A 21640-nucleotide genomic window follows, 5' to 3' on the forward strand; every position below is an offset into this window, starting at 1 on the left:
CGGCCCGCCCTGCGTCGTTACGTGGTGCGGAGGCCCTTTGTGCGGTCCCGCCGCCTTGCCGGTGGTGCGGATCGTGCGCGTGCTGACGGAGTCCTGCTGCGTGGAACGGAGGTGCCCGGTGGACCCGGTGGAACGGACGTGCCCGGTCGGGCGGGGATGTCCGGCGGAGCGCGGTGCGTCCCGCCGTCCACGTGCCCGTACCTGCGGCACGGTCTGCGCGTCCTGCACGTACTGCGTGTCCTGCACGAATTGCGTGTCCTGCGCGTACTGCCGTGTGCCGGCCGTGCCCGGTGCCGCCGGACGCCGTACGTCAGCGGGCGCCGGCCCTGGCCATCGAGCCGTGCCCGACCGCGCGCCGGTCCTGTGCGACCGGCCGCTTGGGCTGCGCGGCCACACCGTTCTGCACGTCCATCACGGCGTGCGCGACGAGGCCGCCCATCGGGTCGTACCTGATCAGGTCCCGCAGGCGCGATCGCGACGACCGCCCCTCGTTGCCCGGATACAGGTGCTTGCCGAGCCCCACCGAGTGGGCGAGCGCGGCGAGCGCCGCGGTCCGCGGGTCCGGCGGTACGCCGGTGCGGATCGCACTGTCCAGCCGGGCTCTGATGTCCCGGCTGACGGCGCTGTCGGTCGCCTGGTAGCGAGTCGTCGGCAGCACCCCGCACATCTGACCCGGCACGGCGTGCACCATGCCGCACCGCTCCAGGTGCGCGAGATACGTCTGGCGCAGCCCCAGCCGGGGCCCGCCGATCCAGTGGACCGCCCGCACCGGGCTGCCGCGACGGCGCAGCAGTTCCAGCGCGGAGTCCAGAGTCGGATCTCCAGTCGGCCGTGGGTGCACCACGGCGATACGATCCCCGTCAGGGGCTATCCGTCCGGCCAGAGCCAGCTCGACGAGCTGTGCTCCGGCGAGGCCGAGGTCGAGTGATTGCGGCTGCGCCGTGGTCCCGGTCGTCGGGTCCAGGGCGAGCAGCAACAGCTCTTCCGGAATTGTTCTGCGGCTCTTGCCCATCCATGCCTCCCCGCGTGGATGAATGACAGGGTGACGCCTCTCACACCGGCCTGTCGAGAGCGCCTTTTCCATATCTGCGGGAACCGGCTGGTATGTCGTCCTCGTCTAGGGGGGCGGCGGTGGTGTCGCAGACGGGCCGGGGGCCGGTCGCGGGGACCATGGCATGAGTGGGTCGTGAAGGGCCGGGGCGCCGCCGGGCGCCCGGGACGATGTGTGGAGGAGGTCTGCGTGGCGGGCGAGTCCCCCGGCAGGGAGAAGCAGCACGAAATGTCGGGGGAGGCGGCCGCGTCGCAGGCCGCGGATCCGAGGCTGGCGGTGTTCGGGACGTCCGCAGGGGCGCGTGAGGCCGCCGAGGCGGGCGCCGCGCCCTCCCGGCCGGACGCCGCGTCCGCCGCGGGGGAGTCCGCGGGCCGCGGCGATTCGTCCCAACTGCCCGCCTCCGGTGACGGGTCGCGCCCGGCCGAGGCGTCCACCCCGGACTCCGGTCCGGATACGCCGGGTGAGGTAGCCGTTCTGGACACCGCTGACGCCGCCCTTATCCGGGAGGTCCCTTCCGTCCCTTCTGCGGGGGCCGGGGAGCCGTCGAATTCGGAACCAAATCGTGATCCTGCGCCTGGGGCTGATGGGGCGGAGGAGGCTGCTGATGCGGCTGAGGTGAGTGAACGTTCAACCCGGGAGGCGGAGCCCGCGGCTCCGCCGGCCGAGCCGGACACCCCGCACGACGCCGCCCCGGCCACCCCGCCGCGCACACCGGAGCGCACTCCGGTGGCGGAAGAGGGCGCCCGTCCGGCCGCCGCCCGAGCGGGTGAGCTCGGGGGCGAGGGCCCAAGTTCCGGCGGGGCCGGGAGTTCGGGCCGGGGTGCGGCCTCCGCGGAGGAGGACGCGGTTTCGGCGGAGGAGGACGCGGCTTCGGCCGGGGCAGGTGCCTCCGCCGGGGCTGAGGGCGGGGCTTCCGCCGGGGAGGCTTCCGCCGCGGCTGAGGGCGGGGCTTCTGCCGGGGAGGCTTCCGCCGGGGCTGAGGGCGGGGCTTCCGCCGGGGAGGCTTCCGCCGGGGAAGGCGACGGAGGGGCTGAGGCGACCGCCGGCGGCGCCACGCAGGGCGGTACGGATCCGCGCGCCGTCCGGGACCGGGCCGCGGCGGGAGACGCCGCGGAGGGCGCCGGGAGCCGGGCCGGAGCGGAGGCCCGGGACGAGACCGAGGCCGAGGGCAAGGACGAGACCGAGGGCGAGGCCGGAGAGCCGGCCGACGCGGTGGCCGGGCCCGAGGACGTACCGAGCGGCGCCGCGCCCGCAGAACCGTCCGAACCCGAGGACACCGGCGTGCACCGGGCACAGGTGCGCAGGTCGCTGCTCCGGCCCCTGGTCTCGGACATCCCGGCCGAGCGCCCCGCCGCGCCCGCGGCCGGCCGGACCGCCCCGGACCGTACGGGCACGCCCTCCGCGGCGGCCCCGGCGTCCGCACCGCAGCCGCCCGCCGCGGCACCGGACGGCCCGGCTGCCGCCGGCACCGGCGATCCGGACGCCGAGGAGGCCATGGGCCCCGACGGCACCCGCGTCATGCAGGCGCCCCAGGTGCTGCCGCCCGGCTCCGGCCACACCGGCTCCACGCCGCTGAAGCTGCTCGCCGCCCTGACCAACACCCCGCCGCCCAAGCCCACGCTGATGCGCAGCATCCTGCGCCGGTTCAAGATCTGGACCCCGGTCGTGGTGCTGCTCGCGGTGGTCTTCGTGATCGTCCAGGCGGTGCGTCCCCTGCCGACGCCCGGGCTGAGGACGACCACGGCCTCCTCGTACGCCTTCCCGGGCACCGCCCTGCCCACGACGATGCCGTGGCCCGCGGAGGGCCAGTCCGTCGCCGAGGTCGAGGGCGTCGGCTCGCTCGGCGTGCACGGCGCGCAGACTCCCGTCCCCATCGCCAGCCTCACCAAGGTGATGACCGCCTACGTCGTGCTGCGCGACCACCCGATCAACGGCGCCTCGCAGAACGGCCCCGTCATCACCGTCGACAAGCAGGCCGCCGACGAGTCCCGCTCCGCCGACGAGTCGACGGCGCACGTCACGGAGGGCCAGAAATTCACCGAGCGGCAGATGCTGCAGCTGCTGCTCGTGCCGTCCGGCAACAACATCGCCCGCCTGCTGGCCCGTTGGGACGCCGGCACGCAGGAGGCCTTCGTCGCGAAGATGACGGCCACGGCGAAGTCGCTCGGCATGGACCACACCACCTACACCGGTGCGAGCGGCTTCGAGGAGACCACCGTCAGCACCGCCGTCGACCAGCTCACGCTGGCGCGCGAGGTCATGAAGAACGACGCCTTCCGGTCGGTCGTCGCCCTCGCCAACGTCACCATCCCCGGCGTCGGCACGATCTACAACAACAACAACGACCTGGTGAAGCCGGGCGTCGTCGGCATCAAGACCGGTTCCAGCACTCCCGCGGGCGGCGCCCTCATGTGGGCCGCGCACAAGACCGTCGGCGGCAAGCAGCAGCTCATCCTGGGCGTCGTCCTCCAGCAGCACGGCGGCGTCACCGTCAACGACAGCCTCAACACGGCACTGGAGCGCAGCCAGAAGCTCATCGAGTCCGTGCAGGGCGGTCTGACGTCGGCGACGGTCGTGAAGAAGGGCGAGGTCGTGGGCAGCGTCGACGACGGCCTGGGCGGCTCCACGCCGGTCGTCGCCGCGGCCGACCTCACCGCGCCCGGCTGGCCGGGCCTGCGCACGACGGTGACCCTCACCCCGCTGCCCGGAGGCCTCCCGCACAGCGCGAAGGCCGGTACGACGGTGGGCACCCTCACGATCGGCTCCGGCCCCGACGCGACGAAGGTCCCGGCCGTCCTCCAGGCCGATCTGGCGTCCCCGTCCTTCACGTCGAAGCTCACGCACTTCTGACGCCGGGGTGCGGTGGCCCGCGGCCTTCCCCCCGGCGGGGGCCGGCCGCGGGCCTCCCCGCCGGGGGGTTCCCGCCGGGGTGCGACGTTCCGCCGCCGCGGGGCTTCCCGTTCCGCGGAGGCCGGCCGCGCGGTTCCCCGCGCCTCTGGGGGTGCGGCTTGGGGTGGGCAGTTTGCCGTTCCGCCCGGTGGGGGTTGGCCGCGCGGTTCCTCGCGCCCCTGAGGGGGTGCGGCTTGCGGTGGGCGGTCCGCTGTTCGCCCGGTGGGGGCTGGTCGCGCAGTTCCTCGCGCCCCTGGGGTCATCCGGCGGGGTATCGCGCACTTTGTGCGGGGGTGGGGTCGGGTGCCACTCCGGGGGTACCTCCTCGGAATGCGCGTCTGACCTCCCCCGTGTCCGGTGAGGGAGTGGGTGCGCATTCCTGCGGGGGCACCCCCGGATCGTCCCCCTCCCGGGCCGGCATGGCGGCTGCCTGCCGGTGGGGGTGAAGTCTCTGCAGGGACTGCGGTTCGCCCCCGACGGCGGCGCACCCCCACAAGAAGGCCGTCAGCCGACGTCATATCCCGCACGGGTGGTGGGGGTGGGAACACCCCGCGCCGCCAGGCGCGGGAAACCCCCGCGGCGGGACAGTCGCCCACGCACCCCGGGCGGGCACCGCCCTGAAGCGGCGCGCCGCCAGGCGCGGGAAACCCCCACGGTGGGAGAGCCGCCCACGCACCGGCAAGCGGGCACCGCCCGAAGCCCTCCGCGGCGGGGCAGCCGCCGGCCTCACTGCAAGCGGGTACCGCCCGAGGCGTGCTCCCGCGGCGGGGCAGCCGCCGGCCCCACTGCAATCGGGCACCGCCCGAACCGGCGCCGCCCGGAAGCGCGGCCCCGCGGCTTACGCGGAGAGCTCGCGTTCGAGCGGCGTGCGGAATCGCGGCGTCACCCGTACGGGACCCAGCGCGGAGGCGAGCCGGGCGGCGGCCCGTTCGACCTCTCCGGCCACCGCGGCGCCCCGGTCGCCCAGCAGGCGCCAGGCGATCTCGCCGTCAGCGCGCTGCGCCCATCCGCCGATGACCTCGCCGTCCCACCAGATCGTGGGGCCGATGTTCCCGGAGCGGTCGAAGAGCTGTTCGTGGCCCGTGGGCAGGAACCACCCCCGGTCGCGCCAGGCCATGGCGAGGGGGTCCAGCGCGGGCAGCAGGACGGCGCCGTCCGGGTCCGGGCCGGGGCCGGGGGTGTCGGGCAGGACGTACCCGGCGGCGCCGTCGTCGAGGACGACCGCCTCCGCCCCCGCGGCGGCGAGCGCCTTGCGGGTCTCTCCGAGGCCCCATCCGGTCCACCACTTGAGGTCGGCCTCGGTGCCCGGCCCGTAGGCGCTGAGCCAGGCGCGGGCGAGTGCGGCCCGCGCGGCCTCCTCGGGGACGTCGGGGAGCGGCTCGGCGTTGGCCCAGCGGAATTGTCCGCTGATCCATGTCCCCGCGGGCCGCTGCCGCTCGATACGCCCTTCGGCGGCCATCGTGCGGATGACGCGGCTGGCGATGTTCTGCGTGGCCTCGTAGGGCTTGCCGCGCGCGACGACGACCTGCTCGCGCAGTCGCGGTACGAGCCGGGAGAGTTCCGCCCCGCTGCTGCCGGGGTGCGCGGCGAGTGTGGCGACGACCTCGGCCTCCAGGTCGTCGAGCCAGGCGGCGTCCCATCCGCCGCCCTCGGCGAGGTGGGCGAGCAGGTCCTTGCGCAGCCGGGCGGCGACCCGCCGTCCGGCTGCGGCGTACACCTGCGGGGCGAAGTCGCGTGCGACGACGAACATGGTGCGCCGCATCGCGAGCATGCGGGTGAGGGCGGGCGTGTCGCCGTACAGCGCGGCGTCCAGCCCGGCCACCGCGGCGCCGGGGTCGGCCGTCCGCGCCATGACGCTCAGGTAGACGGTGGCCGGATCCGTCGCGTGCAGGGCGACGACCCCCCGCACCACGTCCATCACGTCATGAGTCCCGCCGCCCACCCGCGCCCGCCGCACATGTCCCATCCCGCCATCCTCCCCGAACGGGCCCGGTTCCGGGGGCGGGTGGCACAAGGGCCGCGCCCCCGGCGGGGTCAGCGCGGGGTGAAAGCCCGCAGCCGCAGGCTGTTCGCCACCACGAAGACCGAGGAGAAGGCCATGGCCGCGCCGGCGATCATCGGGTTGAGCAGGCCTGCCGCGGCCAGTGGCAGGGCGGCCACGTTGTAGGCGAAGGCCCAGAAGAGGTTCGAGCGGATCGTCCGCAGTGTCCGCCGGGCGAGGCGGATGGCGTCGGCGGCGACCCGCAGGTCGCCCCGGACGAGGGTGAGGTCGCCCGCCTCGATGGCCGCGTCCGTGCCCGTACCCATCGCGAGTCCGAGGTCGGCCTGTGCGAGCGCCGCCGCGTCGTTGACGCCGTCGCCGACCATGGCGACCGTGCGGCCCTCCGCCTGGAGGGCGCGGACGACGGCGACCTTGTCCTCGGGGAGCACCTCGGCGTGGACGTCCTCCGGCGCGATACCGACCCGCGCGGCGACGGCGGCCGCGACGGCGGCGTTGTCGCCCGTGAGCAGGACGGGCCGCAGCCCGAGGCCGCGCAGCCGCCGTACGGCCTCCGCGCTGCCTTCCTTGACGGCGTCCGCGACGACGAGGACCGCCCGCGCGCGGCCGTCCCACGCGACGGCGACGGCCGTGCCGCCGTCCGCCTCGGCCGCGGCCTTGGCGTGCACCAGCTCCTCCGGCAGCGGCATGCCGCGGTCGGCGAGCAGCCGTTCGCGGCCGGCGAGGACGGTGCGGCCGTCGACGGTGCCCTCCACGCCGAGGCCGGGCAGGTTGCGGAAGCCGCCGACCGCGGGCAGCTCGCCGGCCCGAGCCGCTGCGCCCTCGGCGATCGCCCGTGCCACGGGGTGCTCGGAGGCGTGCTCCAGCGCGCCGGCGAGGCGCAGCGCGTCCCGCTCGCCGACGCCGTCGGCCACCAGCACCGAGCGCAGCGTCATCGAACCCGTCGTGACCGTCCCGGTCTTGTCCAGCACCACCGTGTCCACGGCCCGCGTGGACTCCAGCACCTCGGGCCCCTTGATGAGGATGCCGAGCTGCGCGCCGCGCCCCGTGCCGACCAGCAGCGCGGTGGGCGTCGCAAGCCCGAGCGCGCAGGGGCACGCGATGATCAGCACCGCGACGGCCGCGGTGAAAGCCGCCTGCGGGCCCTCGCCGAGCGCGAGCCACACCCCGAGGGTGCCGAGCGCGAGCAGGATCACGGCGGGCACGAAGACCGCCGAGATGCGGTCGGCGAGGCGCTGCGCCGCGGCCTTGCCGTTCTGCGCGTCCTCGACCAGGCGGGCCATCCGGGCGAGCTGGGTGTCGGCGCCGATCCGGGTGGCCTCGACGACCAGCCGCCCGCCCGCGTTGACGGTCGCGCCCGCGACCCGGTCGCCGGGCCCGACCTCGACGGGTACGGACTCGCCCGTGAGCATCGACGCGTCCACCGCGGAGGTGCCGTCGTGCACCAGGCCGTCGGTGGCGATCTTCTCGCCGGGGCGTACGACGAAGCGGTCGCCGACGGCCAGTTCGCCGATCGGCACCCGCACCTCGCGGCCGTCGCGCAGCACCGCGACGTCCTTGGCGCCGAGTTCCAGCAGCGCGCGCAGCGCCGCCCCGGCGCGGCGTTTGGCGCGGGCCTCGAAGTAGCGGCCGGCGAGGATGAAGGCGGTGACGCCGGACGCCGCCTCCAGGTAGATCTGGCCGCCCCCGTCCTGCCGGGAGACGGTGAGGCGGAAGGTGTCGGTCATGCCGGCCGTCCCGGCGTCGCCGAGGAAGAGCGCCCACAGCGACCAGCCGAAGGCCGCGAGCGTGCCGAGAGACACCAGGGTGTCCATGGTCGCGGCGCCGTGCCGCAGGTTCGTCCAGGCGGCGCGGTGGAAGGGCCAGCCGGCGTAGACGACGACGGGCGCGGCGAGCGTGAGCGACAGCCACTGCCAGTTGTCGAACTGCGCCGCGGGCACCATCGCCATCACGACGACGGGGACCGCGAGCACGACGGCGGTGAGCAGGCGCCGGCGCAGCGCGGTCAGCTCGCCGCCTTCCGCCGGCTTCCCCCCGGTTCCCTCCCCGCTGTGCGGGTCGGCCGCCGGGGGAGCGGGGGGCGGGGGGAGCGCGGCGGTGTAGCCGGTGGCCTCGACGGTCGCGACCAGGTCCGCGACGGCCACGGGGCTCCGGAAGCCGACCTTCGCCTTCTCGGTCGCGTAGTTGACCGTCGCCGTCACCCCGTCCATCCGGTTGAGCTTCTTCTCGACCCTGGCGGCGCAGGACGCGCACGTCATGCCGCCGATCTCCAGCTCGACCCAGTCGCCGGCGCCGTCCCCGGCGCTGCCGTCCGCACCGGTCCCGTGCTGCCGCACGCCGCTGCCGTTCGTCGTCGTCACCGCTCCGCTCCCCTCGTCACTCCCCCCTGGTGGTGGTCAGGCCCGGCCGACCAGCTCGTAGCCCGCCTCGTCCACGGCGGCCCGCACGGCCGCGTCGTCGACCGGCTGGTCGGAGTCGATCGTCACCAGCCCGGTCGAGGCGACCGCCTTGACGGATGTGACGCCGGGGATCGCGGTGACCTCGCGGGTGACCGCGGATTCGCAGTGGCCGCAGGTCATGCCGGACACCGAGTAGACCGCCTGGCTCATGGTGTGCTCCTCGTCGCGTGCGTGGGGGACGGCCGTTCCGTTCCCGCTCCTCCGAGGATATACCCCCTAGGGGTATCTGTCGAACACCCCCCAGGGGTATTCGCTCCGCCAGCCTTCCGTCACCCTGCGCCTTCCCCGTCCGCCGCTCCGGGTGCGCCCGCGCCGGGGTCCGGGCCCGCGCCCGGGTTCGTGCCCGGGTCCGTGCTCGGGACTGCGTCCGCGCCGGTGCCCGGGTCCGTGGCCAGGCGGTCCAGGAGGGTGGCGGCGAGGCGCAGCACCTCCCGCTCGGTGGTGTTCAGCTCCGCGTCGATACGGGCGCGCAGCCACGTGTCCATGTGCCCGACGTCGCGGGCCATCGCCGCGAAACCGCGCTCGGTCAGCGCCACGACCTGGCTGCGCCCGTCGGCCGCCGCCCGGCTGCGGGTCACCATCCCGTCCCGGGCGAGCGCGGCGAGCGTGCGGGTGAGCGACTGCGGCTGCACGTGCAGCGCCGCGGCCACCGCGCCGGGGCTCGACGGCCCCGCGCGGTAGAGGTGTGCCAGCACGCCGAGCCGCCCGCTGGGCAGGGCGTCCGGCGGGCGCTCGGCGCGCATCCGGCGGCCGAGCCGGTTGACGGCTCGGCGCAGATTGGCGGCGGGATCGTCGGGTGGCGGAGGAAACATGGCTGCTTTCATAAGCTCGGCGTACTATCTGGTGAGGTGGTGGTCCGATGGTCGCCCGGCAATCGATAGCCGCCGGTCGAGAACAAAGAAGCTGCGCGTAACAATCGATGATCGACAAGGGGTAATCGGGTGCTGGACCGGCTGCGGCTGCTCGACCCCGGGCGGGTACGGCTGCGCGCCGCCGCGCGCACGATCCTCGCGGCACTCGCCGCACTCCTGGCGTCCGCGGCCGTGTGCGCGGCCATGGATCTGCCCGGCGCGCTCGTGGTGATCGCGACCGTCGTGGCCGTCCTGCTCTCCCGCTCCCTGCACGGGACCAGCCTCGCGCATCGCCTCACCGCCCTGGTGCACGTCCCCGTGGTCGGCCTGCTCGCGGCCGCCATCGGCCGCTTCATGCTGCACCACGCCTGGCCCGGCGCGGCGATGTACGTCGCGGCGGTCGCCGCGGCCCGCTACCTGATGCGCTTCGGCGGCACCGTACGCGCCCTCGGCCGGCTCGCCCTGGGGCCGTTCATCGCGATCCTGGTCGTCCCGATCCCGCCGAGCGCCGCCGAGGCGGCCGATCCCCGGTGGGCCGCGGCGGCCGGCGCGCTCTCGGTCGCCTGCGTGCTGCTCTCCCAGGCGGCCCTCCCCTCCCGCCCCGCCCGCGAGGCCGCGACGGCCGCCCTGGACGTCCTGCGCGCCGCCCGCCGCCTCCGCGCCCTCCCCCCGTCCGCCCCGGCGCGCGCCCGCGCCGCCCGTGCCCTCCACCGGGCGGCCCTGACGGCCGAGGACCGCCTCGCCGCCGCCACGCCCGCGTCCCCGTCCTTCGCCGCCCTGTCCGCCGCCGTCCTCCACGCCGAGGTCGCGGCCACCGCCCCCCTTCCCGCGGCGACGGCCCCGCCCGGCGGGCCGCACGGGCCCCACCCCCTCGCCCGCCTCCTGCCCGGCGGCCGCCGCATCGCACCGGCCCCCCTCCCGGAGCCGCAGGCCACCGCGGACGCGGCCACGGCCACCCGCTGTGAGGCGAGCGTCACCACCGCGGCGGCGGCAGTCCGCGCGATCCGGGCCCGAGAACGCCCCACGCCCCCGCACCCCCGCGGCGACCGCCCCCGGTCCGCCCGCAAGGGCCCGCAGCCCCAGACGCGGCTCACCGCCCAGCTCGCCGCCGCCATGGCCCTGGCCTTCGCCGCCGGGCACCTGGCCTTCCCGCACCGCTGGAGCTGGACGGTGATCACCGCCTTCGTCGTGTGCAGCGCGGCCCGCGCCCGCGGCGACGTGGTGCACCGCAGCGCGTTGCGGATCGCCGGCGCCGTCGCCGGGGCGGCGACCGGCACGCTCGCCGCCCACCTTGTGGCGGGCACCGCGCCCGTGGCGGTCGCGGTGATCTTCTGCTACCTCTTCGCCGGCGTGTGGCTGCGCGACGTGAACTACGCCGTCTGGGCGTTCTGCGTGACGAGCCTGCTCGCCGTCCTCTACTCGCTGAACGGCGAGAACGACACCGCCGCCCTGCTGCTCCAGCGTCCGGAGGGCATCCTCCTCGGCTCCGCCTGCGGCGTCCTCGCCGCGTACTTCGTGCTGCCGCTCCGCACGGAGACGGTGATGCGGGGCCGGGCGGCCCGCGCCCTCCGGGCCCTCCAGGAACTCCTCGCCGCCGCCCGGGAGCCCGATCCGCAGCCCGCCGCCCTGCGCTCGCTGGCCCGCACGGCCGACCGGGCGGCCCGTGATCTGGGCGACGCGGCGGCCTCCGCGCGGGCCCACCGCGCTCTCCTCGCCCGCGCGGCAGGACCCCGCAAGCCCGTCCGCCCGGCGCCGCACGCCGCGGACTGGGCGGACGCCCTGGCCCACTGCGTCCACGAGGCCCGCGCCCTCGCGGCCCTGCCCCCGGAAGCACTCGCCGCCGCCCGGCCCCACCTGGGCCTGACCGCCCGCAACCTGGCCCAGGTCCGCCGCCGCCTCGGCCACCGCCCCGAAGCCGAAGCGCCCCGGCCCGTCAGCGCCCCGCCCGTCCACCACCTGAACGCGGCCCTGGCCGACCTCTACACCCGGCTGCCCGCGCAGCGCCGGGGAGGCGAAGCGTCCGGCGCCCTCACCCCGTAGCCGCCCGCTCTGAGATCTTGCGCACTCCCGCCACCACCCCGACCGGATCCGGGACGGGGGCTCTACCCTGGTCGGGTCGGCGCGTACCCGCGGCAGGGACGCGACCTACTCACTCAGGAGGCGGCACCGTGCTGCGCACCATGTTCAAGTCCAAGATCCACCGCGCCACCGTGACCCAGGCGGACCTGCACTACGTCGGCTCCGTGACGGTCGACGCCGATCTGATGGACGCCGCGGACCTGCTGCCCGGCGAACTCGTGCACATCGTCGACATCACCAACGGCGCCCGCCTGGAGACGTACGTCATCGAGGGCGAACGCGGCTCCGGCGTCATCGGCATCAACGGCGCGGCCGCCCATCTCGTCCACCCCGGCGACCTGGTGATCCTCATCAGCTACGCCCAGGTCGACGACGCCGAGGCCCGCGCGCTGCGGCCCGCGGTCGTGCACGTCGACGCCGGCAACAGGATCGTCGCCCTCGGCACGGACACCGCGGAACCCGCCCCCGGAAGCGACTCCGTGCGCCCCCCGTACGCCGCCGTACCCGCGCCCGCGGTCGTCTGACGCCCCGCCAGGACCGGTGCCCCGGCCTGCCGGGGCACCCGCGCGACGGGCAGCCGCTCCCTACGCCGCGGTCATCACCGCGGCGCCCATGACCTGCCCGGACACCGTACGTATCTCGACCCGCGCGCCGCGCGCGGCAGCGGTCCAGCGGGCGCGCAGCCGCGCCAGCTCCGCGAGCTCTTCGGCCGTCCACGGCCGGTCGCCGTGCTCCTGGACATAGGCCCGGAGCGCTGCGTTCGCCTGATCGAGACTTCCCCCGTACATGCGATCCACACTAGACGGACCCTCTGACAATCCCGAACCGGATAAGCCGCCGCGCGTGGCGGCACCGGGCCGCCCGGACAGGGCCGTCCGCCCCTGTCCGCACCGTGCTGACCAGCGGCAAAAGCCCCTCGCCGGGCGTCGGATGACGGCATGTCAGCGCCCGCTGCGCTGTGGGGTGTGAGAGAGGACACAGCGTCCAAAACCGGCAGATCACCCGGCGCGGCGGCCCGGCCCGCAGCGGCCCCCGGGGCAGCACGCGACGAGGTGGGGCACCTCCCGCAGCGGCGTCGCGCGGCTGCACGCGGATGCACCTGGATCCGCTCCCGGAAGGCGAGGACCACCGGCGGCCGAAGGCGCCGGTGGACGCCGTGGCCGCGGCGCCGGACACGGAGGCCCGGCCCGTCGCCCTTCTCCGGGAGCCTGAAGGGATGTTCCCCGCCCGGATCCGGGGACCGGCGAGTCAGACCCCCGCGGCGGTCTCCGCACCCTCGTCGCCGTCCGGCCAGGCGCCGAGGCGCCGGGCGCTCTCGAAGCGCAGCTCCCGCCCGGTCAGCGGGTCGGTGAATTCCAGGGCGCGGGCCAGCAGCTGCAGCGGTCTCGACCAGTCGTCCGCGGCATCCTCCGGCAGGAGCCGCGGATAGACGGGGTCGCCCAGCAGCGGCAGCCCCAGGCCGCTCATGTGCAGCCGCAACTGATGGGTCCGGCCCGTCGCGGGCAGCAGCAGATAGCGCCCCAGGCCGCCGCGCCGGCCGAGGAGTTCGACGCGGGTCTCGGCGTTCAAAGGGCCGTCCGTGCGCTCCTCGGCGGCCATCCGCCCGCGCTCCTTGACGATCCGGCTGCGCACGGTGCGCGGCAGCCGCACCGCCGGATCGTAGGGGGCCACGGCCTCGTACTCCTTGCGCACCCTCCGGTCCCGGAAGAGCGTCTGGTACGCGCCGCGGTCCTCGGGCCGCACGACGAAGAGGACCAGGCCCGCCGTGAGCCGGTCGAGCCGGTGGGCGGGCGTGAGGCGGGGCAGGTCCAGCTCGTGCCGCAGCCGCGTCAGTGCGGTCTGCGTCACGTGCCGGCCGCGCGGCGTGGTGGCCAGGAAGTGCGGCTTGTCGGCCACCACGATGCGCTCGTCGCGGTGCACGACGCCCACCGCGTACGGCACCTCCGGCTCGGCCGGCCGCTCGCGGTGGAACCACACCCAGCCGCCCGGCACGTACGGGGTCGATGCCAGCACCGGTCCGTCGACCGTCACGAAGTCCCCGGCGGCGAGCATCTCCTCGACCCGTTCGGCGCCCAGCACCGGCCCGTACCGCCCGAGCAGGTGCTCCCGCACGGTCGCCCACCGGGCCCCACCCGCCCCGTCGCCCGGCAGCCGCAGCCGTACGGGGTCCACACCCGCCCGCTGCGGAAGCGGCGACGGCGGCGGCCTGCGCCCTGCCCTGCGCGCCACCACCCGCACCTCGCCCCGCTGCTCACCCGTACCGTCCGGCCGCCCCCAGGCTACGCCGCACCCGCCCCGGACCCCGCCCGTCGGCCCCGCCACCCGGCGCCGCCCACGAGTGACCCCAGCAACGCGCGCCCGGCCGGCCAGTCACCCAGGCCGCTCGCGGAGTTGAGGTGACCGTACGGGCCGCCCGACTCCCACCGCGCCCCCCACCTCCGCGCGAGGGAGGCCGAGACGTCCGGGGCGCAGTACGGGTCGTCCTCACCGGCCACCACCAGCGCCGGGCAGGGCAGCCGCCGTGCGGCCAGCGAGGCGAAGGAGGGCGCCTGCGCCCGCGGGAAGGCGGGCCCCCGCGGATCGGGCGGAGCGACGAGGAACGCCGCCGCGCCCTCCGGCCGCGCCCCCTCCAGCCAGCACGCCGCCGCCCAGCACCCCAGGCTGTGGGCCACCAGCACCACCGGTTCCCGTGCCCCGCCCACCGCCTCGTACGCGGTCTGGACGGCGCTCACCCAGTCCGCGAGTTCCGGCGCGGACCACGAGCGCGGCGCGATCCGCACGGCCGCCCCGCCCCAGGCCTGCTGCCACCGGCTCTGCCAGTGCTGCCCGTCGGAACCGTCGATTCCTGGGATGACCACATATGCGACCATCGCCTATCGCCCTCCCTCGTCCGCCCCGCCCTGCGCGGAGACCTCCGGATGCCGCCGATTGTCGATGGGCGATGCGGGCCCCGTGCGCGCTGCAAGCGATCGATAGGAAAGTGGACGTGACAACGAGGGAATCGCTCGACGACATCGATCGCGCGATCGTCGGCCTGCTCCAGGCCGACGGCAGGCTCACCGGAGCCGAGGTCGGCCGCCGCGTCGGCCTGTCCCAGCCCGCCGCCGCGGCCCGCATCCAGCGGCTGGAACGCAGTGGCGTCATCACCGGCTACCGCGCCGTCGTCGCCCCCGCCGCGCTGGGCCTGGCCATCCACGCGGTCGTGCGCCTGCGCACCACCCACGCCCGTCTCGCCCAGGCCCTCGCCCAGGCCGAGGCCATTCCCGAGGTCGTCTCCACCCTCCGCCTGACCGGCGAGGACTGTCTGCTGCTCGACGTCCACTGCACCCACGCCGAGCGCCTGGAGGAGATCGTCGACACCCTCGCCCGCCACGGCGCGGTCACGACCTCCCTCGTCCTGCGCAGCTACCCGCCCAAACCCCTCCCCGCGCAGCCGTAGGGCCTGTCGCGAGTCGTGACAAGGTGACGGGTAAGGGACTCAACCGGTGCCGCCCGACTTGAGCAGACGCCGGCGGGGCCGTCCTACGGTGATGCCGGGCGGTGACTTGTCGCCAGGGGGTGGCATGAACGGCGATTCCGCGAAGTCGGCACGTCAGAGCCGGGACTGGGCCACGCACGCCCTCCTGGCCCAACCCCCCGAGGCCACGCTCAGGGGACGGTTTCGGCCTGCTGCGCGCCGTCTGACTCCTCCGCCTGCCCTTGCCGCGTCAGCGCTCATTCTCCCGCTGCTGGAGCCGGGGAGCTCCCCGTCCGGCGGCCGCCGACAGCTTGCGCGCAGCACTGCTGATCTTCGCCGCGACTGCGCTGCTGTCCGACAGCACCGTGCGGAACCGGATCGCCGAGGGGTGAAAACGGCCATTCCCCTCGGCTCCGAGTGAGGCAACGACCTCGAAGACCCGCATCGTCCCGTCCGGCGATCCGGCCTGCGGCTCGTCAGCCACCGCATGCCCGGCGTCGCGAAGGCGGTCAGGACTGCGGGTCCACCGAGCGCAGCAGTTCGAGCAGTCCCTGCGCGGGCAGCAGCTGTTCGTCCGTGATGGGGTCGGGGCTGAAGTGCATGAGGCTGTTGCGGAACTTCCGGCACTCCTCCAGTGCCTCCAGGAAGCGCTGCTGGTCGATGCCCCACCCCAGCGCGGACCAGTTCTCGGCGGTCTTCAGCAGGTGCCCGTACGCCCCGAACGTCAGACCGGCGGCGGACTGCACCTTGCCGGCATGGCTCTTCGGGACGACGGCCCGGATGCGGTCGAGCGGCACGCACCGGTCCACCACGCGGCGCAGGCGCTGCTCGATCTCCTCCACGAGGACGAACGGCCGCACGCGAGTGCCGAACTGCGCTGTCAGGTCGGACGCGGTGATCAGACCGCAGACCTTGTGGTCGTGATCGCGCACGAGGACGTACCCGGACCGCTGGATGGCCTCGATCCAGTCGAGCAGGTCGTCGGAGCGGTCGGCCTCCTGGGCCCGTACGGTCGCGGCCTGGAGGTCTGCGCCGGCGTCTGCCATGCGGGCGCGCCCGATCGACTCCCAGCTGACGACACCGCGCAGCCGTCCGTCCGCGTCGAGGACGGGGAGCTGGCTGTAGCCGCGGTACACCATGACCGTCATGGCGGAGTCGAGGCTGTCGCCGACGCGCACGCATTCGGGCATGCGGTTCGCCGAGTCGAGGTTGCTCACGCGGTACGCGATGGTGCCTGCCTCGGCCTCCTCGCCCGGAAGGTGGCCCGCGGCATGCGCGGCGGCGTTGCGGACCGCGGCGGGCAGACCGGTGGAGTCGTGGAGCCTGCTCATCGCACTGCTACCCGACTCGTCGGGCTCGGCGCCTCCCGCCAGCACCGCGATCTGGCTGTCCAGCGTGCCCTCGGTGAAGGGCGGGACGGTGACCAGCCCCCAGTCGGCCAGGTCGCCGCCGATCTGCTCGGTCACCGCCGGGTATCGGCGCTGTGCGCCCCAGACGGCGAGGAAGTCCCGGATGGAGAGGGTGAGGGGCTCGTCGGCGTCGCGCAGGCGCACCTCTTCATAAAGCTTCGCCGGCTCGGTGAGGGTGGCTGCGAAATCGTCGGCGTCAGGGCGCCCGGGGTCCGGTTCGCCCTCAGCAAGGGCAGCCACACGTTCCGCTGCGCCGAACCGGCTGAGCTCGAAGACGGTGAGCAGGGAGCCCATGCTGTCGAGGAGGTCGGACTGCACCTGCTGGCGCTCGATGTCGGTGACGATCCAGTCCACCCGTCGCGAGTGGCGCGTCCCGAGGGCAACTCCCGCCCGGTACTCGTAGTCGCCCGTCACCCGGCCGACTGCCAAGCGGCCGGACCTCAGCGGAAGGACGACGAGGTCGCCGGGCAGGATCTGGTGGACGAAGCGGTGCAGTTGGCCGGTCCAGTTCCCGACCGTGTAGGAGCCTTCGTCGGGGTAGGCGGCGGCGACGAGAGCCTTGATGTCGTCACGGGTGGTGGTGTCCGCCAGCTCCCCCGCGAGCCGATCCCATCCGACGCCGAGGACACCGCTCGCCAGCGCGCCCTGTTCCCGTTCCCCGTGCTCTCCGGCACGCACCACCCAAGCCCGCATGACCGCTGATTCCCCGCCTTGACGCGTGATTGCCTGCGGCGGCGACCCTACAGCAGCGCCGATCCGCGTCCGCGGGGAGCGGCCGGCCCCCCGGTGGCTCTTCCTGAGCCGTCCGCCGAGACCTGGGCACAGGGCCTAAGCTGATCAGCGGCCGGGGTGTGGGTGAGGGCCGTGACGGGAACGTGGGAGGTGCGATAGCGCCGATGAAGCCGCTGAATATCGAGGACCCGCGCGTGATGGGGCCGTTCGAGCTGCTCGCCCGGATCGGAAAGGGGGGCATGGGCGTCGTCTTTCTGGCGCGCTGGATTCCCCTGGACAGTGTGTGGGACGAGCTGGCCGCAGCGTACAACGTGATCGAGCCCGAGGGCGCCGGTGTCGAGGAGCCCCGGCTTGTCGCGGTCAAGATGATCGCGCCCGACCTTCTGGACGGCGAGGGGACGGTCCGGCAGCGGTTCGGCCAGGAGATCGACGCCGTCCGGAGCGTCGTGAGCAACCGGGTGCCGGCGATGGTGGCGTTCGAGGCGGATCCGGCGGCCGCCCGGCCGTGGTTCGCCATGGATTACGTCGCGGGACCGTCGTTGGACACGATGGTCAAGAAGTCCGGCACGTTCGCGGTCGGCCCGTACGCCGCGCTGGGCCTGCACCTTGTCGAGGCCCTGCGGGCGATCCACGGTGCCGGACTGCTGCACCGCGACCTCAAGCCGCAGAACGTGGTGCTGGGACCGGACGGGCCCGTGGTGCTCGACTTCGGGCTCGCGGTGCTCGCCGAGCGGGCCTCCAGCCAGGCGCTCACGAAAACCGGACACGGCGTGGGCACCGCCAGGTACATGCCGTGGGAGCAGGTGAAGGACGCCAAGCACGTCGGCGAGCCCGCCGACGTGTACGCCCTCGGGGCCACGCTGTTCTTCGCGCTGACGGGCAGGTCGCCCTACCCCTACGGACCGATGCCGGTGGAGCCGGACTGGGAGGGGGTCGCGCCGGTTTTCCTCCCGCTGCTCGCCAAGACGCTGGTGGCCGCCCCGGGGCAGCGCCCGGATCTCGACGCGGTGGAACTGAGCCTGTGCGACCTGCTCGCCGGTGCCGACCTGACGCCCGAGCTGGCGGCGGAGCAGCTCCGCGCGCTCGTCGACTCCGCGGGTCTCGCCCCGAAGCTGCCGGCCGAAGCCCTCACCGGCCAGGTGGACCCGGCTGTCCGGGAGCTGGCGCTGAAAATGATCGACGCGAACTTGGCGGACGTCGATCCGGGCTTCTTCGGCATCGTGGACACCGAGGACGCCGAGTGGGCGGCCCAGACCGGCGCGGGACCCGCCGCCCAGGATCCGGCACACGCGGACGAGCCTCCGGCAGCGGCCCCGCAGCCGGAGCCGGTCCCCCTGACGAGCTACCGCATCCCGCCCCCGCGTCCGGCGGCGGGTCCCGCGGAGCACCCGGAGGGGACCCCGACCCTCCCCGCTTCCGTGCCTCCGCAGGTACCGCCCCGCGCCGCGCAGCAGGTCGCCACCGACCTGCGCGAGAAGTACGCACATCGACGGGACCTCTAGGCAGGCACGGTCCCCGACGGCGCTAATCTCGACAGCGTCCCGTACGTCCCGTACGCCCTGTAAACGCCGCACACGCCGTACACCCCGGAAGGATCCGCATGCCCGCACCTGACGGCCCCCCGCCCGCCGGCACCGTCATCGAGGTACGGGACGAGGAGTGGCTGGTCCGCAACAGCAAGCGGGTACGGCCTGGCGAGTACCTCATCGAAGCCGTAGGAGCTTCCGACCTCGTGCGCGGCCAGCGGGCCCGCTTCCTGGCACCCACGATGGAGGACTACCGCGTTCTGCGCCCCGAGGACACCGGCCTCGTCGCCGACAGTTCGCCGCACTTCCGCCGCAGCCGCCTCTTCCTGGAGGCGGTGCTGCGCAAGACGCCGCTGCCGCAGCGGGAGCGGCGCCTCGCGTTGACCGACGGCTTCCTCCTGGACCGCATGGACTACCAGTTGCGGCCCGCCGCGAAGGCGCTGGCGAACCCGCTGCGGCCGCGACTGCTGATCGGCGACGTTGTCGGCCTGGGCAAGACCCTGGAGATCGGCGTGCTGCTCGGCGAGCTGATCCGCCGCGGGCGCGGTGAGCGCATTCTGGTGGTCACACCCGCCCCCGTCCTGGAGCAGTTCCAGCACGAGATGTGGACGCGGTTCTCCCTGCCGCTGGTACGTCTGGACAGCTCGGGCATCGCCCGCATCGAGCGGAAGATCCCCGCGGGCCGCAACCCCTTCACGTACTACAAGCGCGTCATCATCTCGATGGACACCCTCAAGAACCGCAAGCGCTACGGCCCGTGGCTGGAGAACATCCGATGGGACGCAGTGGTGATCGACGAGTCCCACAACGTCATCAACCAGGGAAGCGACCGCCGGGAGCTCGCCGACCGGCTCGCCGAGCGCACGGACGCGCTGATTCTCGCGAGCGCGACACCGCACAACGGCAACATGAGCGCCTTCACCGGACTGATCCGCCTGCTCGACCCCATGGCGGTCAAGGATCCGGCCTGCCCGCGGAAGGAGGAGCTGGAGCACCTGATGCTGCGCCGGACCAAGGTCAGTGCCGAGGTGGCCGAGCAACTCAAGGACCACTGGGCTCCGCGCGGCGGCTCGTACCCCGTGCGCTGCCGGGCCGGGGACCTGGAGGAGGAAGTCTTCCAGGAGCTTGCCGGGCACTGGCTGAAACGGCACGCCCGACCCGCCGGCACCGACGACCGGCTGTTCCCGTACGTCCTGCTCAAGTCCTTCCTGTCGTCGCACCGCGCGCTGTTCGCCACGGCCCGGCAGCGGCTCGCCAGGACCGGGCACACCCTCCCCGCGCGGCACCGGATCACCGACGGCCCGCCCTCGGGCGTGGTGGTGGGCACGCCCGAGGGCGCGTCCCTGCTGCGTCTGATGGAGCTGGCCAGGGCCATCGAGCGGGCGGGCACGCGGGAAGGCGGGCTCGCCGCCACCTCCAAACTCGCCGGTCTGGTCGAGGAGCTGGGCCGAATCGGGGTGCGGGCGGGCAGTCCGACCCGGGCGGTCGTCTTCTCCGAACGCCGCGAGACGCTCGACTGGCTGGGCGAGGTGCTCCCGCCGCTGCTCGGCTGGACGGCGGAGGCCGACGCCAAGGCGGCCGTCAAGGTGATGTACAGCGGCGCAGGGATGTCCGACCGGTTGCAGATGGAGTACGTCGACGAGTTCGCGCGCGCCGGCGGCGACGTACGGCTGCTGCTCACCGGCGACGGCGCGTCCGAGGGCGTCAACCTGCACCGCCAGTGCCACCACCTGATCCACTGGGATCTGCCCTGGAGCCTGATCCGGGTCGAGCAGCGCAACGGCCGTATCGACCGCTACGGGCAGACGCGGCCGCCCGAGTTCCGCGCGATGATCCTCGAATCCGCGGTCGAGGGAGCACTCGACGACACGGACATCGCGGAGAAGGTCCTCTCCCGAGAGGAGCGGGTGCACGCGATCCTCGGCGCCGTGGAGGCGGCGACGAAGGAGAACGATGGCGAGCTGGAGGAGAAGCGCGTCATGGAGGCGCTGTTCAGGGGAGAGGCGCCGCAGCAGGCGGTGGACGATCTTCAGGCGGTGTCCGTGGACTCTCCGGACGGCGGCGCTGCCCCCGCGGACCTGCCGCTCGCCCAACAGCTGAACGCCGAGTTCGGCACGGGCGACGACCCTTACGACGACGCGGAATCCGACATCGGCTTCGACTTCGGCTTGGATCTGGACGAGGACGAGCCCGGCGGCGCGGCCCGCACGGACAGCCGGAACGTCGGGGTGCAGGCCGTCGACGGGGGCTCTGCCACACCCGCAGGCTCCGAGTCCCCGCCTGCCGGAGCCGACGGCCACCACGCCGCCCCCCTGCGCGTCGTGGAGGAGCTGCGCCTGTTCGAGGACCGCCGCGCCTACGTCCTCGCCGGACTGGAGGAACTCGCCGACCTGGAGGCGTTCCGCCTGGACACCACGGTGAGCGGCACCGACCTCAGCTTCGACACCCCGGACGACCTCGCCGACCGGCTCGCCGTCCTGCCCGCCGGCTATCTGCGCGACCACGGCATCACCCGCCGCATGAAACTCACCTTCAGCAGGCAGGACGCGGCCGACTCCCTGCGCCGGGCCCGTGAGGACGCCGACTCGCCGTCCCTGTGGCCGGACGCCCACTACGTCGGCGAACTGCATCCCGTCCTGGAGTGGATCACCGACAAGGTGCTGGTCCAGCTCGGCCGCCAGCAGGCGCCCGTCATCCAGGTGGACCGCGCCCGTGTACCGGAGCCCGTCTTCCTCACCCAGGGTGTGTGGTCCAATCAGGAGGGCCGTCCGACGGTGGTGGCCTGGCTGGCGGTCGACCGGCTGGGCCGGGCCGGCGAGGAGCCCCGGGTGCGGGAGCTCAGCCGTTCCCTCCTCGCCGAGCTCGGCCTCGGGCCCGCCATGCCGGACCACTTCCCGCCGGGCGACCCGGACGCGCTGCGGGTCCACGTCCCGGCGGCCGTGGCCGCCACCCGCGCCGAGCTGGACCACCGCCGGGCCGAGGCGGAGGAGCATATCGACCGTCCGCTGCGGGAGTACGAGAGGCGGGTCGGCCGCTGGCTGGAGCAGCCGCTCCCCGGCTTCAGCGGCGGCCGCGGCGCCCGCGAGCGAGCCGCGGAGAACCTGGAGAAGGCCGCGGCCAGGCTGCGAACCTCCGGCGACCCGCTGATCCGGGTCCTGGCCGCCCTGGAGCCGAGCTCATGACCGTGG

The 21640-nt window shown here is 74.6% G+C and carries 16 protein-coding genes; 6 read left to right on the forward strand and 10 right to left on the reverse strand.

Going from position 1 to position 21640, the window contains the following annotated elements:
- Positions 1-310: 310 nt before the first annotated feature.
- Positions 311-1012: a GPP34 family phosphoprotein gene (locus tag ACH4SE_RS05410; protein ID WP_398541958.1), complete on the reverse strand. Its 702-nt coding sequence runs from the start codon at positions 1010-1012 to the stop codon at positions 311-313.
- Between the two features lie 1320 nt (positions 1013-2332).
- On the opposite strand from ACH4SE_RS05410, the gene ACH4SE_RS05415 reads away from it, so the two are divergent.
- A complete protein-coding gene (locus tag ACH4SE_RS05415) occupies positions 2333-3901 on the forward strand; it encodes a D-alanyl-D-alanine carboxypeptidase (protein ID WP_398541959.1) in 1569 nt (522 codons plus the stop codon).
- Between the two features lie 877 nt (positions 3902-4778).
- Here ACH4SE_RS05415 and ACH4SE_RS05420 read toward each other — a convergent pair.
- The 4 genes from ACH4SE_RS05420 to ACH4SE_RS05435 all read right to left on the reverse strand — a co-directional run bounded on the left by ACH4SE_RS05420 (position 4779) and on the right by ACH4SE_RS05435 (position 9210).
- Complete coding sequence (locus tag ACH4SE_RS05420; protein WP_398541960.1) at positions 4779-5906, reverse strand: DNA glycosylase AlkZ-like family protein; 1128 nt, start codon at positions 5904-5906, stop codon at positions 4779-4781.
- Between the two features lie 68 nt (positions 5907-5974).
- Positions 5975-8275 carry a heavy metal translocating P-type ATPase gene (locus ACH4SE_RS05425; protein WP_398542143.1) on the reverse strand — a complete coding sequence of 767 codons (2301 nt, stop codon included), beginning with the start codon at positions 8273-8275 and terminating at the stop codon, positions 5975-5977.
- A gap of 60 nt (positions 8276-8335) precedes the next feature.
- Complete coding sequence (locus tag ACH4SE_RS05430; RefSeq protein WP_398541961.1) at positions 8336-8548, reverse strand: heavy-metal-associated domain-containing protein; 213 nt, start codon at positions 8546-8548, stop codon at positions 8336-8338.
- 119 nt (positions 8549-8667) lie between these two features.
- Positions 8668-9210 carry a MarR family winged helix-turn-helix transcriptional regulator gene (locus ACH4SE_RS05435; RefSeq protein ID WP_398541962.1) on the reverse strand — a complete coding sequence of 181 codons (543 nt, stop codon included), beginning with the start codon at positions 9208-9210 and terminating at the stop codon, positions 8668-8670.
- 129 nt (positions 9211-9339) lie between these two features.
- Here ACH4SE_RS05435 and ACH4SE_RS05440 point away from each other — a divergent pair, with 129 nt between their 5' ends.
- Together ACH4SE_RS05440 and panD are read left to right on the forward strand one after the other, a co-directional pair.
- Positions 9340-11289, forward strand: a complete 1950-nt coding sequence (locus ACH4SE_RS05440; protein ID WP_398541963.1) for an FUSC family protein — start codon at positions 9340-9342, stop codon at positions 11287-11289.
- A gap of 128 nt (positions 11290-11417) precedes the next feature.
- The gene (panD, locus tag ACH4SE_RS05445; RefSeq protein WP_398541964.1) at positions 11418-11852 is read left to right on the forward strand and encodes an aspartate 1-decarboxylase; all 435 of its coding nucleotides are present in this window, start codon (positions 11418-11420) and stop codon (positions 11850-11852) included.
- Positions 11853-11912: 60 nt separating this feature from the next.
- Here the strand turns inward: panD and ACH4SE_RS05450 are convergent, their stop codons facing one another.
- From ACH4SE_RS05450 to ACH4SE_RS05460, 3 genes are all read right to left on the reverse strand, one after another.
- Positions 11913-12116 (reverse strand): hypothetical protein, encoded by a 204-nt coding sequence (locus ACH4SE_RS05450; RefSeq protein ID WP_031514222.1) that lies wholly within the window; start codon positions 12114-12116, stop codon positions 11913-11915.
- 460 nt (positions 12117-12576) lie between these two features.
- Complete coding sequence (locus tag ACH4SE_RS05455) at positions 12577-13560, reverse strand: pseudouridine synthase (protein WP_398541965.1); 984 nt, start codon at positions 13558-13560, stop codon at positions 12577-12579.
- Between the two features lie 47 nt (positions 13561-13607).
- Positions 13608-14198, reverse strand: a complete 591-nt coding sequence (locus tag ACH4SE_RS05460) for an RBBP9/YdeN family alpha/beta hydrolase (protein WP_398541966.1) — start codon at positions 14196-14198, stop codon at positions 13608-13610.
- Between the two features lie 116 nt (positions 14199-14314).
- Between ACH4SE_RS05460 and ACH4SE_RS05465 the strand changes: the two genes are divergently transcribed.
- Positions 14315-14767 (forward strand): Lrp/AsnC family transcriptional regulator, encoded by a 453-nt coding sequence (locus tag ACH4SE_RS05465; protein WP_398541967.1) that lies wholly within the window; start codon positions 14315-14317, stop codon positions 14765-14767.
- Between the two features lie 268 nt (positions 14768-15035).
- On the opposite strand, the gene ACH4SE_RS05470 is transcribed toward ACH4SE_RS05465, so the two are convergent.
- Together ACH4SE_RS05470 and ACH4SE_RS05475 are read right to left on the reverse strand one after the other, a co-directional pair.
- Positions 15036-15269, reverse strand: a complete 234-nt coding sequence (locus ACH4SE_RS05470) for a hypothetical protein (RefSeq protein WP_398541968.1) — start codon at positions 15267-15269, stop codon at positions 15036-15038.
- Between the two features lie 25 nt (positions 15270-15294).
- The gene (locus tag ACH4SE_RS05475; protein WP_398541969.1) at positions 15295-16887 is read right to left on the reverse strand and encodes a CBS domain-containing protein; all 1593 of its coding nucleotides are present in this window, start codon (positions 16885-16887) and stop codon (positions 15295-15297) included.
- A gap of 203 nt (positions 16888-17090) precedes the next feature.
- Here ACH4SE_RS05475 and ACH4SE_RS05480 point away from each other — a divergent pair, with 203 nt between their 5' ends.
- A complete protein-coding gene (locus ACH4SE_RS05480) occupies positions 17091-18428 on the forward strand; it encodes a serine/threonine-protein kinase (RefSeq protein WP_398541970.1) in 1338 nt (445 codons plus the stop codon).
- 98 nt (positions 18429-18526) lie between these two features.
- Complete coding sequence (locus ACH4SE_RS05485; RefSeq protein ID WP_398541971.1) at positions 18527-21634, forward strand: SNF2-related protein; 3108 nt, start codon at positions 18527-18529, stop codon at positions 21632-21634.
- Positions 21635-21640: the final 6 nt, after the last annotated feature.

It is taken from the genome of Streptomyces sp. NPDC020983, assembly GCF_044333485.1.
GTDB lineage: Bacteria > Actinomycetota > Actinomycetes > Streptomycetales > Streptomycetaceae > Actinacidiphila.